The 15768-nt window shown below is 33.7% G+C and carries 12 protein-coding genes and 1 riboswitch; of the genes, 7 read left to right on the plus strand and 5 right to left on the minus strand.

Features of this window, described 5'->3' with window-relative positions; translation table 11 throughout:
* Nucleotides 1-57 precede the first annotated feature (57 nt).
* The 4 genes from Q0891_RS12335 to Q0891_RS12350 all read left to right on the plus strand — a co-directional run bounded on the left by Q0891_RS12335 (nucleotide 58) and on the right by Q0891_RS12350 (nucleotide 4258).
* Nucleotides 58-1077: an outer membrane beta-barrel protein gene (locus Q0891_RS12335; RefSeq protein ID WP_299102029.1), complete on the plus strand. Its 1020-nt coding sequence runs from the start codon at nucleotides 58-60 to the stop codon at nucleotides 1075-1077.
* 28 nt (nucleotides 1078-1105) lie between these two features.
* Entirely contained in the window at nucleotides 1106-2404 is a 1299-nt protein-coding gene (locus Q0891_RS12340) for an ammonium transporter (RefSeq protein WP_299102031.1), read from the plus strand.
* A gap of 264 nt (nucleotides 2405-2668) precedes the next feature.
* Nucleotides 2669-3007 carry a P-II family nitrogen regulator gene (locus Q0891_RS12345; protein WP_299102034.1) on the plus strand — a complete coding sequence of 113 codons (339 nt, stop codon included), beginning with the start codon at nucleotides 2669-2671 and terminating at the stop codon, nucleotides 3005-3007.
* A 6-nt stretch (nucleotides 3008-3013) separates the two neighbouring features.
* On the plus strand, nucleotides 3014-4258 hold the full coding sequence (locus tag Q0891_RS12350; protein ID WP_299102036.1) for an ammonium transporter: 1245 nt from the start codon (nucleotides 3014-3016) through the stop codon (nucleotides 4256-4258).
* 125 nt (nucleotides 4259-4383) lie between these two features.
* On the opposite strand, the gene Q0891_RS12355 is transcribed toward Q0891_RS12350, so the two are convergent.
* The 5 genes from Q0891_RS12355 to Q0891_RS12375 form a co-directional block, all read right to left on the minus strand.
* Nucleotides 4384-6963 (minus strand): phosphoenolpyruvate carboxylase, encoded by a 2580-nt coding sequence (locus Q0891_RS12355; RefSeq protein ID WP_299102039.1) that lies wholly within the window; start codon nucleotides 6961-6963, stop codon nucleotides 4384-4386.
* Between the two features lie 6 nt (nucleotides 6964-6969).
* Complete coding sequence (gene leuB, locus Q0891_RS12360) at nucleotides 6970-8088, minus strand: 3-isopropylmalate dehydrogenase (RefSeq protein ID WP_299102041.1); 1119 nt, start codon at nucleotides 8086-8088, stop codon at nucleotides 6970-6972.
* A gap of 61 nt (nucleotides 8089-8149) precedes the next feature.
* Nucleotides 8150-8737 carry a 3-isopropylmalate dehydratase small subunit gene (gene leuD / locus Q0891_RS12365; protein ID WP_299102043.1) on the minus strand — a complete coding sequence of 196 codons (588 nt, stop codon included), beginning with the start codon at nucleotides 8735-8737 and terminating at the stop codon, nucleotides 8150-8152.
* Nucleotides 8737-10122: a 3-isopropylmalate dehydratase large subunit gene (gene leuC, locus Q0891_RS12370; RefSeq protein WP_299102045.1), complete on the minus strand. Its 1386-nt coding sequence runs from the start codon at nucleotides 10120-10122 to the stop codon at nucleotides 8737-8739. The genes leuD and leuC overlap by 1 nt, the downstream gene beginning before the upstream one ends.
* A complete protein-coding gene (locus tag Q0891_RS12375) occupies nucleotides 10123-11298 on the minus strand; it encodes a 2-isopropylmalate synthase (RefSeq protein ID WP_299102047.1) in 1176 nt (391 codons plus the stop codon).
* Nucleotides 11299-11446: 148 nt separating this feature from the next.
* Here Q0891_RS12375 and Q0891_RS12380 point away from each other — a divergent pair, with 148 nt between their 5' ends.
* The 3 genes from Q0891_RS12380 to Q0891_RS12390 all read left to right on the plus strand — a co-directional run bounded on the left by Q0891_RS12380 (nucleotide 11447) and on the right by Q0891_RS12390 (nucleotide 15758).
* On the plus strand, nucleotides 11447-12994 hold the full coding sequence (locus tag Q0891_RS12380) for a hypothetical protein (RefSeq protein ID WP_299102188.1): 1548 nt from the start codon (nucleotides 11447-11449) through the stop codon (nucleotides 12992-12994).
* 103 nt (nucleotides 12995-13097) lie between these two features.
* A riboswitch (SAM riboswitch) is annotated at nucleotides 13098-13221 on the plus strand.
* A 144-nt stretch (nucleotides 13222-13365) separates the two neighbouring features.
* Nucleotides 13366-14658, plus strand: a complete 1293-nt coding sequence (locus Q0891_RS12385; RefSeq protein ID WP_299102049.1) for an O-acetylhomoserine aminocarboxypropyltransferase/cysteine synthase family protein — start codon at nucleotides 13366-13368, stop codon at nucleotides 14656-14658.
* A 92-nt stretch (nucleotides 14659-14750) separates the two neighbouring features.
* On the plus strand, nucleotides 14751-15758 hold the full coding sequence (locus tag Q0891_RS12390) for an alpha/beta fold hydrolase (protein ID WP_299102051.1): 1008 nt from the start codon (nucleotides 14751-14753) through the stop codon (nucleotides 15756-15758).
* The last annotated feature ends 10 nt before the right edge of the window (nucleotides 15759-15768 follow it).

Raw genomic sequence — 15768 nt, forward strand, 5'->3', positions numbered from 1 at the left:
GTATGTAAAGTTTATATAGATTTGACCCGAACTAACTATTTTAAATATATTATAATTATGAAAAAAATCTTCACATTAACACTACTATTTATGTCAGTAGTATTAACAGCACAGGAAACTGAGGCCGTAGAGGAAACAAAATCTTTTACACTTAGTGGAAGTGTGGATGCTTATTATCAAACTTACCTAACAACATCTGATGATTCTGGGCAGTCATATGGAACTGCTTTTGCTGATCAAACTGGATTCGCTTTAGGTATGGGTAACTTAATTGCTAGTTACGAAAGTGGTAAAGTAGGTGCTGTACTTGATTTAGTTGTTGGACCAAGAGGTGCAGGCGCAACTTTTAGCGATGATATTGTTGACGGAATCGTTAATCAAGCTTATGCTTATTGGAATGTCTCAGAAAGCACAACATTAACAATGGGTCGTTTTAATACATTCTTAGGGTACGAAGTAATTGCTCCTGCAGCGAACTTTAACTACAGCACTTCCTATTTATTTTCTCATGGACCATTCTCACATTTAGGTTTAAAAGCTGATTTTGCGATATCAGAAGATTTTAGCTTAATGCTGGCTGTGATGAATCCTTGGGACACTAACAATACATCTACAACTGGAGAGTATTCATTTGGAGCTCAATTAGGATATTCTGGACAATATTTAAACTTATATTACGACAGTGGAAATAACGACGGATTAGGTTTTGAGATTGACTATACTGGTGGATTTGATCTTTCTGACGATTTTTTCTTAGGAATCAACGCTGCGTATAACGATAATGACGGTAGCGGTTTTTATGGAGCTGCATTATACCCACAATTTGCTACATCTGACGAATTCAGCATTGGATTAAGAGGGGAGTATTTTGGCTACCACGATAAAGACATAGATGATTTACCAAGTGTATTTGCTACTACTCTAACAGGAAGTTATACCGTAGAAAGCAATTTGATTATTAAGCCAGAAATCAGATTAGATTCTTGGAGCAATTGGGACGATAGATTTTTTGATGCAGATGGTGAAGATGCAAGTAGTTTAGCTGCTTTTACTTTAGCTGCAATCTACACGTTTTAACCAACAATATTAACTAACACTAACGATTATGATACCTAATATTTTAACGATTCTCCCAAGTCTTATTGCAGTACAAGATGCTGCAGAACCTACTGAAGTTGAAGCTGCTGTTGCCGCGATTAATGGCGACATGGGAATGCTATGGATGCTAATATCAGCAATCCTTGTATTCTTTATGCAAGCTGGTTTTACTCTTGTAGAAACAGGAATGACGCGTTCTAAAAACGCAGCCAACATTGCAATGAAAAACTTATTAGACATTTGTGTTGGATCACTAACATATTGGCTAGTAGGATATTCTTTAATGTATGGAGATACTTCTAATGGATGGTTTTTCTGGAGTGGTTTAATGCAAGGTGAAGGTGCTGATTTATTATTCCAAACAATGTTTGCAGCTACTGCAGCAACAATTGTTTCTGGAGCAATTGCAGGACGAACTAAGTATTCAACTTACGCTATCTTCTCAATTATAATGACTGCTCTTATTTACCCAATAGCTGGTGGATGGCAATGGCAAGGGTCTGGTTGGTTAACCAACTTAGGCTTCATTGATTTTGCAGGATCTTCAATTGTTCACTCTGTAGGAGGATGGGCTGCTTTGGTTGCTGCTTACATGGTGGGACCAAGAATTGGAAAATTTGTTGATGGAAAAGTAATGTCTATACCAGGACACAACCAAATATTAGCTACTTTAGGTGTATTTATCCTTTGGTTAGGATGGTTTGGTTTTAATGGTGGATCTCAATTAGCTTGGGGTGGTGCTGACGCTATTGGCGCTTCTAATGTTGTACTTGTAACAAACCTAGCAGCTGCTGCAGGTGGTCTTGGCGCATTAATCACAACATGGATATGGTACGGTAAACCAAATCTACCACAAACTTTAAACGGTGCCCTTGCCGGTTTAGTAAGTATTACAGCAGGATGTGGAAACATGTCTGCAGTCGGAGCTGTTTTCGCAGGTCTTATTGGTGGTGTAATTGTGGTATTCTCAATAGAATTCATTGAAAAGAAATTAAAAATTGATGACGCTATTGGCGCAGCATCTGTACATGGTGTTGCAGGAGCCTGGGGAACATTAGTAATCGGTCTTTGGGGAATAAACGGTGATGAAGGAATAGGCTTATTTAATGGTGGTGGATTTGCACAACTTGGAACACAAGCTATAGGCGTTTTAGCCTACGCTGTTTGGTCTGTAGTTTTATCATTTATTGTTCTTAAAATCTTGAAATCTACAATGGGGCTTCGAGTTACAAAAGAAGAAGAAACAGTTGGTCTTGACCTTTCTGAACATGGGGAAATTGCTTACCCAGGAAAAAGAGAAAGATAATTACAATCTTTAAATATAGTGTTGATTTAAATAATTCGATTAAAGATTAGATTTAAAAACCTTCAAAGTATTGCACTTTGAAGGTTTTCTCTGTTTAAATAACACCTTCACCCAAAAAGAACGTTGAAAAAACTAAAAGAAAGTAAATAAAAGGGGGTATAAAATAAAATATTCATAAAAATTTAGCCCAAACCCCAAATTTGGTAAGGGTGCGCATAAACTTTATATAAATTTGTCTCTTAACTAACTAAATAATTTTTTTTCATGAAAAAAGTTGAAGCCATTATTAGAAAGTCAAAATTTTCTAAAGTAAAAGACGCACTGCACGAAGTAGGCGTAAACTTCTTTTCGTATTGGGACGTTACAGGTCTTGGAAACGAAAAAGAAGGCCATGTTTACAGAGGTGTTTCTTATAGCACTAGTGATATTCAAAGACGATACTTATCAATAGTTGTTAATGACGACTTTGAAGAGGTTACAATCAAAGCCATACTTGAAGCTGCCTCTACTGGTGATGTTGGAGATGGTAAAATCTTCGTCTCTCACGTTGATGAAGTTTATAGAATAAGAACTGGTGAAAAAGGAGGACAAACTTTAAAATAAAAAAACATGGAATTATTAACTACAAATAATGTATGGATGATGATCTGTACAGCTTTAGTCTTCTTTATGCACTTAGGATTTGCATTTTTAGAAATCGGACTGACTAGACAGAAAAACACAATAAACATCTTATTTAAAAATATATTTATTATCACGGTAGGCTTATTGCTTTACTACATTGGAGGATTTAATCTTATGTATCCAGGGTTTGCTGATGGATCTTCAGGAATTTTAGATTTTGCTGGATTTGGAATTGACTTAGGAGATATGCAAAATTCATTTACTACTGCTGATGGAAGTTTATATGCTGATGGAGGCTATACATGGTACACAGACTTCTTGTTTCAAGGAATGTTTGCTGCAACTGCAGCAACTATTGTTTCAGGTGCTGTGGCTGAACGAATGAAAATTGGACCTTTTATGATTTTCACTGTGATTTATGTTGGACTGATTTACCCAATTGCTGGCTCATGGAAATGGGGTGGCGGATTTTTAGATAAATTAGGTTTCTACGATTTTGCTGGATCGACTTTAGTTCATTCTGTTGGAGGATGGGCAGCTTTAGTTGCTGTTTATTTATTAGGATCTAGAATTGGCAAATTTAAAGATGGAAAACCTCAAGCAATTCCAGGACACAACATACCTTTATCAACTGCAGGCGTCTTAATACTTTGGCTTGGCTGGTTTGGATTTAATGGCGGTTCAGTTTTATCTGCTGACCCAGCGCTAACTTCACTAGTTTTAGTTACTACATGTTTGGCAGCTGCCTCTGGAGGAGTTGTTGCTGCTACAGTTTCATTTTTAAAGTATAAGAACTTAGATTTAACCATGTTCTTAAATGGAATTTTGGGTGGATTAGTAGGAATAACTGCTGGAGCTGACGTTATGTCTCCTGAAAGCGCAATTATTATTGGAGCCATTGCAGGAGTAATTATCGTTTTCGCCGTAGCGTTAGTTGACAAATTAAGATTAGACGACCCTGTGGGAGCAATTGCCGTACATTTAGCATGTGGTATTTGGGGCACACTTGCTGTTGGAATCTTTTCTACAAACCCAGATCATTCATTTTTAACTCAATTAATCGGAGTAGGATGCTACGCTGGTATCTGTCTTGTTTCTTCTTTCTTAATTATATTTACTTTGAAAAAGGCCGTAGGCATAAGAGTATCAGAACGAGAAGAGCTAGAAGGCCTAGATGCACATGAACATGGTATGGATGCTTATCCAGATTTTAGATTAAACGAACATTAATTGATTAATTGAACAATTAGTTCGTTAGAAAAAACCCTCGTAATGTTAACTACGAGGGTTTTTTAATAATAAAAAAAAGCCTGCAACGTATAACATTGCAGGCTTTACACTTTTATAATATTACATTACGCAGAATTACGACTAGCATTAATATTACCAAATAATGATCGCGTTACCATATTAGCGAAAATTTTAATCTGTTCTTCATCCCTTACTTCAGCCTTTTCAAGTTCTTGAATTTTCTTTAATGCATATTGCTGAATAGTTAATAATGGCAAAACAATAGATTCCCTCACAGCAATTGACGCCTTACCAGAAGGTTCTTCTTGCATCAGCTCAGTAAAACCTGTTAACTTAAGTATAAGTCGCTTCGATGTTTCGTATTCTTGATAAATAAGATTCCAGAATTCTCCATATTCTTTATCTTCTGACATATAACGCGTTAAATCAAAAAAGGATTTAGACAAGGACATCATACTGTTTTCTATTAATGTCTTGAAAAAACTAGATGTCTTAAACAAGTGTTGGACTTTTTCAAATTCATTATTATCCTCATAATGCTTTAATGCTGTCCCTACACCAAAAAATCCTGGTACATTTTGCTTTAATTGACTCCAAGAACCTACAAACGGAATTGCCCTTAAATCTTCAAACACTAAACCTTCTGCCTTACCTCGTTTAGATGGTCGACTTCCAATATTCGTTTTTGCATAGTATTTTAAAGTACTCATATGCTCCAAATACGAAATAAATTTAGGATGTGCTTTAAATGCTGAATACGCCTTATAACTGCGTTCTGACAAGTCAGTCATTACATCTCTATTTTCTGGCTCCATACTTAAATCCGTATCAGTTAACCTGTTCCCTATTCCAGAACTAATTAATTGCTCTAAATTATATTGAGACGACTCTAAAGTTCCAAAATTAGAACTAATTGTCTGGCCTTGAATAGTTAACTGCACCTCCTTATCTTCGATAGTTGGACCTAACGACGCATAAAAATTATGTGTTTTTCCACCACCTCTAGCTGGTGGTCCACCACGACCATCAAAAAAGACAACCTTTATTCCATGTTTTCTAGAAACTCTAGTTAAGTTTTCTTTTGCTTTATATATTGCCCAGTTTGCCATTAAATAACCACCATCTTTGGTACCATCACTAAAACCTAACATAATTGTTTGATTGTTGCCTCTCGATTTTAAGTGTGCAGCATAATCTGGATTTGTGTATAACTCCTCCATTACCTTAGGTGCGTTTTCTAAGTCTGTAATTGTTTCAAATAATGGTCCAATATCTACAGTTAGTTTATCATGAAACGCAACTAACTTAAGCATCGCAAACAACTGCATTACATGCAAAGTTGTTTGATTATTACTTATTATATAACGATTAGCCGCTTGCTCACCATTAGTATCTTGTATCGTCTTTATAACCTGCATTGTCTTTAAAGCCTTCAAAGATTCTTCATCCTCTATCAATGACAAATCAACTGAACCTTTAACCGTGGACAATATCTTAATCTGTTCTTGCTCAGGTAAATCATGATAGTCTTTCGGAAAAATATCGCTTCCATTTTCTATCAATGCATTAACCATATCATTAAAGAACTTAGCGTGTTTTCTACTATCTTGTCTTATATCTAAATTAGCAAAGTGAAATCCAAATAAGTGTGTTTTATTAATAAGACTATTGATTTCATCAAAATAAAGAGATTGATGCTTATCTACAATGGTTTGTCTTACAGCTTTTAATTCTGAAACAAAAAACTCTAAGGTTAAATCTGATTTTTCATTAGTTATAATGTTATACAACTCACGCTCTAAATGCGCCATTCTATCTTCAACTCCTTCAAAAGTTAACTTCCGTTTTAGCTGTCTTACATTTCTGTAATAGTTTTTAATAATAGATAGTCTTAATCTACCGGCAACTTTTAATGTTATTTCAGGTGTAACGAATGGATTCCCATCTCTATCACCTCCTGGCCAAAAACCAATATTTATAATATCATTCTCTACATGTTCTCCGTCAAAAATATTTTGTTGTATATAATCATATATACTTCCAAACGATTTATAAAATACGTTTTCTAAATACCAAATTAAACTTACCGCTTCATCAAACGGAGAAGGCTTTGCATGTTTATAAAATGGTGTTTTACCCAATTGAGCTAACAAATCATTAATTTTAAGCAAATCATTATCTCGAATAGCTTCAGTTAAATCTGTAATAATACCTAAAACGGATCCTGGATAAAATTGAGTTGGATGGGCAGTTAAAACAATTCTAACTTTAAATTCTTCTAAATACTGACGAAGCAACTCCATTTTATTACCTGCACTAACAGTCTCTTTTAAACTTCTTAGAGTTCCTATTCCATCCATGTTATTTACAACAGGAAATGCAGCATCCTCAATGGCATCAAACAATACAACTTGTCTTTCTATGTATTGAATAAATCTAAAAAGCAAATTTATTTGACTCTCAGACGAACGTCTTCCTTGGTACTTTTTAAAAAAAGTATCAACTATAGTTGTAGGATCATCTTGATTCGCAAAACCTTTTTTACAAGTCTCATGAAACAAAGGCAAAAGCGCTCCTGTTTTTGTTATAGTGTCAAAAGGAAGTGTCATAAATATACTATTGTATATCTGATATTTTGACAGTACATTCTGATTAAAGCGTGTTAACTTTGGTTGTTTTGACATGTATATTTATATTATTGTGGATTGCCCTAAGTGAATATTTTTGAAGTTTAAATTGGTGTCTTTTGGATTAAAAATAAAGTCCTCAATAAAATCTCCAACATTGGTTGTTGTAACGGTATCAATCACAGCGTTTATATCTGGAGTTGTAATATTTAATTTTAAAGATTTCTCTACAGCCAACTTAATTAACTCAGCTTCATTATGCAATCCAAAATGGCTCAGTAACATTGCTGCAGATAATATAGAAGCAATTGGGTTTGCTATACCTTTATTAGTGGCTTGAGGATAAGAACCATGAATAGGCTCAAACATTGCATATTTGTCTCCAACTGACGCCGAAGCTAACAAACCAATAGAACCACCAATTACACTTGCCTCATCACTGATGATGTCGCCAAACATATTTTCAGTTAAAATCACATCAAACTGTTTTGGGTTTAAAATCATTTGCATTGCCGCATTATCTACAAACAAAAAGTCTAATGCAACATCTGGGTAATCCTCTGCAACTTCTTTTACAACCTTTCTCCAAAGTCTTGAAGATTCTAGCACATTAGCTTTATCCACTAAAGTAACTTTATTCTCTCTATGCTGTGCAGCCGCAAAAGCCAAGTGAGCAATTCGTTCAATTTCTTCTCGAGTATACGCACATAAATCTGAAGCATAATTACCATCTTCAGACAATGCCTTTTCACCGAAATAAATACCACTAGTTAATTCTCTATAAATACAAATATCGGTACCATCAATAATATTCTTTTTTAATGGCGACTTATCTAATAAGGTCTTATACGCTTTAACTGGTCTTATGTTAGCATACAATCCCATTTCTTTTCTAAGTTTAAGCAATCCTTGCTCTGGCCTAACAGGAGCAGAAGGATCATTATCGTACTTCGGATCTCCTATGGCGCCAAACAAAATGGCATCACTCTTTTTACATAATTCTAACGTATCATCTGGTAATGCAGCACCATGCTTATCAATAGCAATTGCTCCTACATCTGCAGTTGTAAATTTAAAATTATGATTAAATTCTGAAGCAATAGCTGTCAATGCTTTAATTGCCTGCTTTGTAACTTCTGGCCCAATACCATCTCCTGGTAAAACTGCTATATTTAATTTCATTAAATCTTCTTTTATATCCGAAATTTCGGGAAACTTATTCTGATTTTTTTACTGTTCTAATTTAGACACTTTGTTTTTCAAAAGCTTCAATTTCTGTTTTTTTACTTAATAAATAATCAATATCATCATAACCATTGATTAAGCATGTTTTTTTATAGGCATCTATTTCAAAATCTTCAGATAAATCGGATTCATTGACTGATATAGTTTGATTTTCTAGATTAACCGTTAAAACCGTCTGTGGGTTGGACTCAATTTGTTGCAATAAGTCACTCAAAAAGGCTTTAGAAACTTGTATTGGTAAGAGCCCATTATTTAAAGCATTACCTTTAAAAATATCTGCAAAGAAACTAGATACTACAACTTTAAACCCATAATCTGTAATAGCCCAAGCAGCATGTTCCCTACTCGATCCGCATCCAAAATTATCTCCAGCCACCAAAATACTGCCAGAATATTTGGAATCATTTAATACAAAACCGGTATTTACAGTTCCATCTTTATGGTATCTCCAATCTCTAAATACATTATCACCAAACCCTTTTCTATCGGTTGCTTTTAAAAAACGCGCAGGTATTATCTGATCTGTATCTACATTCTCAATATTTAATGGAATGGCTTTAGACTGCAATGTTATAAATTTTTCCATTAATTTAATTGTTTTGAAATGTCAATAATCTTACCCTCTACAGCAGTTGCTGCTGCAACTAGCGGACTAGCTAAAATGGTTCTTGAACCTTGCCCTTGTCGTCCTTCAAAATTTCTATTAGACGTTGAGACACAATATTCTCCTTGAGGAATTTTATCATCATTCATTGCCAAACATGCTGAACATCCTGGTTGACGTAACTCAAAACCTGCTTCTTCAAATACTGTTTTTAACCCTTCTTCTATTATCTGAGCTTCAACTTGCTTACTACCTGGAACTAACCAAGCCGTAACATTATCCGCTTTTTTCTTACCTTTTATATAATTTGCTGCAACTCTAAAATCTTCTATTCTAGAATTAGTACAACTCCCTATAAATACATAGTTTATAGGCTTATTGATTAGACTTTCACCAGCTTCAAAATCCATGTAAGCCAATGACTTTTTAAATGACGGGTTTTCATCGACAGGAATATTTTCAGAAATTTTAATTCCCATTCCTGGATTTGTTCCATAAGTAATCATTGGTTCTATATCTTCAGCATTAAAACTGTATTCCAAATCAAACTTAGCACCATCATCTGTTGGCAAAGTTTTCCAATAAGCAACTTTCTTTTCAAAATCTTCTCCTTCTGGAGCGAATTTTCGTCCTTTCACGTAATCAAAAGTAGTTTGATCTGGTGCTATCATTCCACCACGCGCTCCCATTTCAATACTCATATTACAGACAGTCATACGACCTTCCATACTCATCTCTTCAAAAACATTTCCTGCATATTCACAAAAATAACCTGTACCAGAATTTGTTCCTAATTTTGAAATAATAAAAAGAATGACATCTTTTGGTAAGACGCCATTCTTTAATTTGCCATTTACCGATACTCTTAAACTCTTAGGCTTTTTAAGTAGCAAACACTGACTCGCAAAGACTTGCGCGACCTGGCTTGTTCCTATACCAAAAGCAATAGTACCAAAGGCACCATGTGTTGAAGTGTGACTATCTCCACAGACCATGGTCATGCCTGGTTGTGTCACGCCCAACTCTGGAGCCATTACATGGACAATTCCATTATATTGATGTCCTAACTCATATAATGTAATATCGTTTTTTTTACAATTTATAGACAACTGTTCTAGCTGTTGTCTAGATAAATCATCTTTTATGGGTTGATCTTGATTTAATGTTGGTGTATTATGATCTGCCGTAGCTACAATTTGATTTGGTCTATATACAGGAATTCCACGATCTTCTAATTCATTAAAAGCTTGCGGACTTGTAACCTCATGTATTAAGTGTTTATCAATATATAGAATTTGTGGACCGTTTTCTATAGAATCTACGACGTGTGCATCCCAAACTTTATCGAATAATGTTTTTTTTGACATTTAAGCTGAAATTATTTGTTGATAAACTTTACTTTTCTCAATGATTTGATGAATATCATTATCATTAATTTCTTTCTTTTTATCGGCAAAACTCAAAAAATCTGCGTACACTTCGTCTAACTGAAGTTTTGTTAATTCGTATCCTACATTTTTAGCTCTATATGCCAAAGCTGCTCTTCCACTTCTTGCTGTTAAAACAATTGCAGACTCTGTTACCCCAACATCTTTTGGGTCTATAATTTCGTAAGTTTCACGGTTTTTTATAACACCATCTTGGTGAATACCTGAGCTATGCGCAAATGCATTTGATCCTACAATCGCTTTATTTGGCTGCGTATATATTCCCATACTATCACTAACCAATTGGCTCATTCCATAAAGCATTGAGGTATTAATATTGGTATCTAAATTAAGGTAAGGATGTTGTTTTAACACCATAACAACTTCTTCTAAAGCTGTATTACCAGCACGTTCTCCTATTCCATTGATTGTACACTCAATCTGTCTCGCGCCATTAATAACCCCTTCTATAGAATTAGCCGTTGCTAAACCTAAGTCGTTATGACAATGACAAGATAATATGGCTTTTTCAATTCCTTTTACATTTTCTTTAAGGTATTTAATTTTTGCACCATATTCACTAGGCAAACAGTAACCTGTTGTGTCTGGAATATTTAGAACTGTTGCGCCAGCCTTTATTGCAGCTTCGCATACTCTAGCCAAATACTCATTATCTGTTCTACCTGCATCTTCAGCATAGAACTCAACATCCTCTACAAATGACTTTGCATATTTTACAGCCGCAAATGCACGCTCTAAAATATCTTCTTGTGTTGTCTTAAATTTATGAACTATATGAGAATCTGAAGTTCCAATACCTGTATGAATTCTAGGTTTAGCTGCGTATTTCAAAGCCTCTGCAGCAACCTTAATATCATTTTGAACAGATCTAGTTAAACCACAGACGGTCGCATTTTTTACGATTTTAGAAATCTCCTCTACAGATCTAAAATCTCCTGGACTCGAGACGGGAAAACCGGCTTCGATAATATCAACACCAAGCTCGTCTAATTGCTCTGCTATGACTAGTTTCTGCTCTGTGTTTAATTTACAACCAGGCACTTGCTCACCATCGCGTAGTGTTGTATCAAAGATTTGTATATTGTTATTTGACATATATCAAAATATATTTATAGTATTGTCTTACGAATTTATGTTTTGAATTTCATTAATTTGTATTATGATAAATTGATTTTACGATGTTCAAAAGCACTTAAGTACTTTAAAGCATTGAAAAACAGAACAATAAGCCTTTATTCTATTGATAACTAAAGACCAAAAAGATAATTTATTTTCACTTGTAAAATCCTTGACAAAGTCTGAGAAACGACAGTTTAAACTTTACGTAGGACGACTTGGTGTAAATTCTGATTCTAAATTCTTAAAACTATTTAACCTTTTAGATAAAGCTAAGACGTATAACGAAGCTTCAATCTTAAAAAGTGGCATTGTAAAAAAATCACAGTTAGCCAACGTAAAAGCGCATTTGTATAAGCAAATTTTAATTAGTTTAAAATTAAATCCATCACATCAAAACGTACGTTTACAAATTAGAGAGCAATTAGATTTTGCCTCAATATTATATCATAAGGGATTATATAAGCAGAGTCTAAAAATTTTGGATAAGGCCAAAGAATTAGCGATAGTAAATGAAGAAAAAAATTCAGCGTTTGAAATTGTAGAACTCGAAAAAATCATTGAAGCACAATACATTACTCGTAGTATAAATACGCGTGCAGATGAATTAGCGGTACAAGCCAAAGAACTAAGTTCTCAAAATGTAATTGCCAGTAAATTATCTAACTTATCACTCCAACTTTATAGTATTATTTTAAAAACAGGCTATGTTAAAAATGAAGAGGAAAGCCAAATGGTTACTCAATATTTTAACGATAGGCTTCCAAATATTAAGGGTAAAAAAATTGGGTTTAGAGAAAAATTATGGCTCTATAAAGCCTATTTATGGTATAGTTTTTTATTACAAGATTTTTTAAATTGTTATAAATATGCCTCTAAATGGGTTGATTTATTTCATCAAAATCCTAGTATGATAAATCACAATCCTGTTTTTTACTTAAAAGGCAACAATTATCTACTAGAATCTCTATTTTTTATCGGTAACAAACCAAAATTTATAAAAAAATTAGATCAATTTAAAAGCGTAGTTGATGATACAAAATTTAATAAAGATGAGAATGTTTCTACATTAATATTTTTATATACTAATTTTCACACTATCAACCAACATTTCATAGATGGTAGCTTTGAAGAAGGTCTTAATTTAATTCCTGAAATTGAAAATGATCTTATAACTTATAAAGACAGAACAGATCCGCATCACAAAATGATTTTCTATTACAAGTTTGCGAGTATGCACTTTGGAGCTGGCAACAATAAAACGTGTATTAAATACTTAGACAAAATTATTTCGAACAAAACACTGTCCATGCGCGAGGATTTGCTTTGTTTTTCAAGAGTATTAAATTTAGTCGCTCATTATGAAGCTGGTTTAGACTATCATTTAGAAACCTTATTGAGAAGCACCTATAAATTCTTAATAAAAATGAATGAACTACATGAAGTACAAAAAGAAATGATAAAGTTTATTAGAGGCCTACAAGATATTTACCCTCATGATCTTAAAAATGCTTTTAAAGAATTACACAAAACCCTCAAAACCTTTGAAGACCATCCCTTTGAACGCAGAGCATTCTTGTATTTAGACATTATTTCGTGGTTAGAAAGTAAAATTAATAACAAGCCTGTAAGTGAAATAATAAACGCTAAATATTTATCAAAATACCCATCATAATTACCTGAATCTCATAAAAAAAATATAAAAAGTGCAAATAAATTTGGAATTCTAAGTTTTGTATTGCAATATTTGTGCTCACAAAGTTCAAACACTTACTGAAATGTTATCAAGAAAGGTGGAGGGAAAGACCCATTGAAGCCTTAGCAACCCATAGACTTACTATGAAGGTGCTAAATTCTACTTGAAAGTGCAAGTCATTTTTTGCAAATTCGGATAGATAACTAAAGCCTAATTACTCATTTGTAATTAGCATTTTCTTTATAACATTTTTCTAGTATTGACGCAGCAAATTGCGTTACCAAATCATGGAATAATTATTTCTTTTTTTGGTTTGACTTAATTATTTATTATCTCAAAAAACAAGAAAAATGAGCACACAAAAATTTGCAACACAAGCGTTGCACGCAGGTCACGACACTAAACAAACTGGAGGAACTAGAGCTGTTCCTATTTATCAATCTACAGCATATGTCTTCGATGACTCAGATGATGCTGCCGGACGATTCAATTTATCTGTACCAGGATTTATTTACACAAGGTTAAATAACCCAACAAACGATATTTTAGAACAACGATTAGCGGCTTTAGAAGGTGGAATTGCAGCTGTAGCAACAGCATCTGGTACTGCAGCAATTTCAACAACACTTTTAACGTTATTAAAAGCTGGAGATCATATTGTTGCATCTAGCAGTTTATACGGAGGAACTTATAATTTACTTAGTGTAACATTACCAAGACACGGAATTACAACGACATTTGTAGATCCATCAGACCCTGAAAATTTTGCTAAAGCAGTACAAGAAAATACAAGAACAATTTTTGTAGAATCTTTAGGAAACCCTAAACTAGATGTATTAGATATAGAAGCTATTTCTAAAGCAGCAAAAGCACATAAAGTACCATTAATTGTAGATAATACAGTAGCTACACCATACTTACTAAACCCAATTGAGCATGGCGCTAATATTGTTATTCATTCACTAACTAAATATATCAACGGAAACGGTACATCATTAGGAGGTGTGGTTATTGATGCTGGTACTTTTGATTGGACTAACGGAAAATTCCCAGAATTCACCGAGCCTTCTGCTGGTTATCATGGATTAGTTTATAGTGAGGTTATTGGAGCAGCTGCATTTATTGCCAAAATTAGAATTGAAGGCTTACGTGATTATGGCGGAGCATTAAGCCCATTTAATGCATTTCAAATAATTCAAGGTTTAGAAACTTTAGAATTACGTATAAAAAAGCATAGCGAAAATGCGTTAGAGTTAGCAAAATGGCTACAAGAACAACCAGAAGTCACATGGGTAAATTATCCAGGATTGGAATCTAGCAAATACAATACACTTGCCAAAAAATACTTACCAAATGGACAGAGTGGAATCGTAACATTTGGTGCAGATGGTGGCTATGATGCTGCAAAGACAATAGCAGATACCACTAAGTTGTTTTCATTATTAGCGAATATTGGTGATACAAAATCATTAATTATTCATCCAGCGAGTACAACGCACCAGCAATTAAGTGATGACGCTCAAGAAACCACTGGTATAACAAAAGATTTAATTCGTTTGTCTGTAGGTATAGAAAATATTGAAGACTTAAAAGCTGATTTAAAAGAGGCCTTTTCTGCAGTAAAAAAGAAACAAGCTATCTAAAAAATTTAGCCTAAAACTATATGAAACAGATGTCTTAATTTTAAGGCATCTGTTTAACTATTAAAAAGATTTCTTCAGACGTAAGAAACAGTATGAAAGAATTACAATACATATCAATCCCTAATTTTGTCACCAATTCTGGTAAGATTCATTCTATTAATTTATCATACCAAACTTTTGGTATGGCATTACATTCTGCGCCAATTATACTAGTAAATCATGCACTCACTGGGAACTCTAATGTCATTGGAGAAGATGGTTGGTGGAACGATTTAATTGGAGAGAACAAATGTATTAGCACTAATTCTTATACTATTATAGCATTTAATATTCCTGGAAATGGATATGATAATAAATCTGAAAATCTAATTGAAAATTACAAAGATTTTACTGCTAAGGATATCGCCAAACTTTTCTCTTTAGCCTTAGAAAAATTAAAAATAGAACAACTGTTTGCCGTAATAGGCGGATCAGTTGGTGGTGGATTGGCATGGGAACTAGCTATTATTAAACCCAAATTAATTCAACATTTAATACCTATAGCTACAGATTGGAAATCTACAGATTGGATCATTGCAAACTGCCATATACAAGATGCAATTTTAAACAACTCCAATCAACCTTTGGCAGATGCCAGAATGCATGCAATGACCTTATATCGCACACCAGATTCGTTAACTCAAAAATTTGGACGAACTAAGAAATCAGATACTTTATTCAATATAGAATCTTGGCTTAATTATCATGGTGATAATCTAAACAAACGTTTTAATTTATCTGCTTACAAAACGATGAACCAAGTATTAAAGACGATTGATATCTCTAGTGGAAATGAGAACTTCGTTGAAGTGGCATCTACGATTTCATCAGACATTCACATTATTACAATAAATTCTGATTTATTCTTTAAAGCTGAAGAAAACTGGAACACCTATGTGAACTTAAAAAGTAAAAAAGAGAATGTTTACATTCATGAAATAAAATCTATTCATGGGCATGATGCTTTTTTAATTGAATTCGATCAACTAGAGCGTTTTTTAAAACCAATATTTAAAGTTGATGCTAAGGTTTCTGACCTCAAAGAAAAAAATGTTGCATAAATATATTTTT

The organism is uncultured Winogradskyella sp., assembly GCF_947498005.1.
GTDB lineage: Bacteria > Bacteroidota > Bacteroidia > Flavobacteriales > Flavobacteriaceae > Winogradskyella.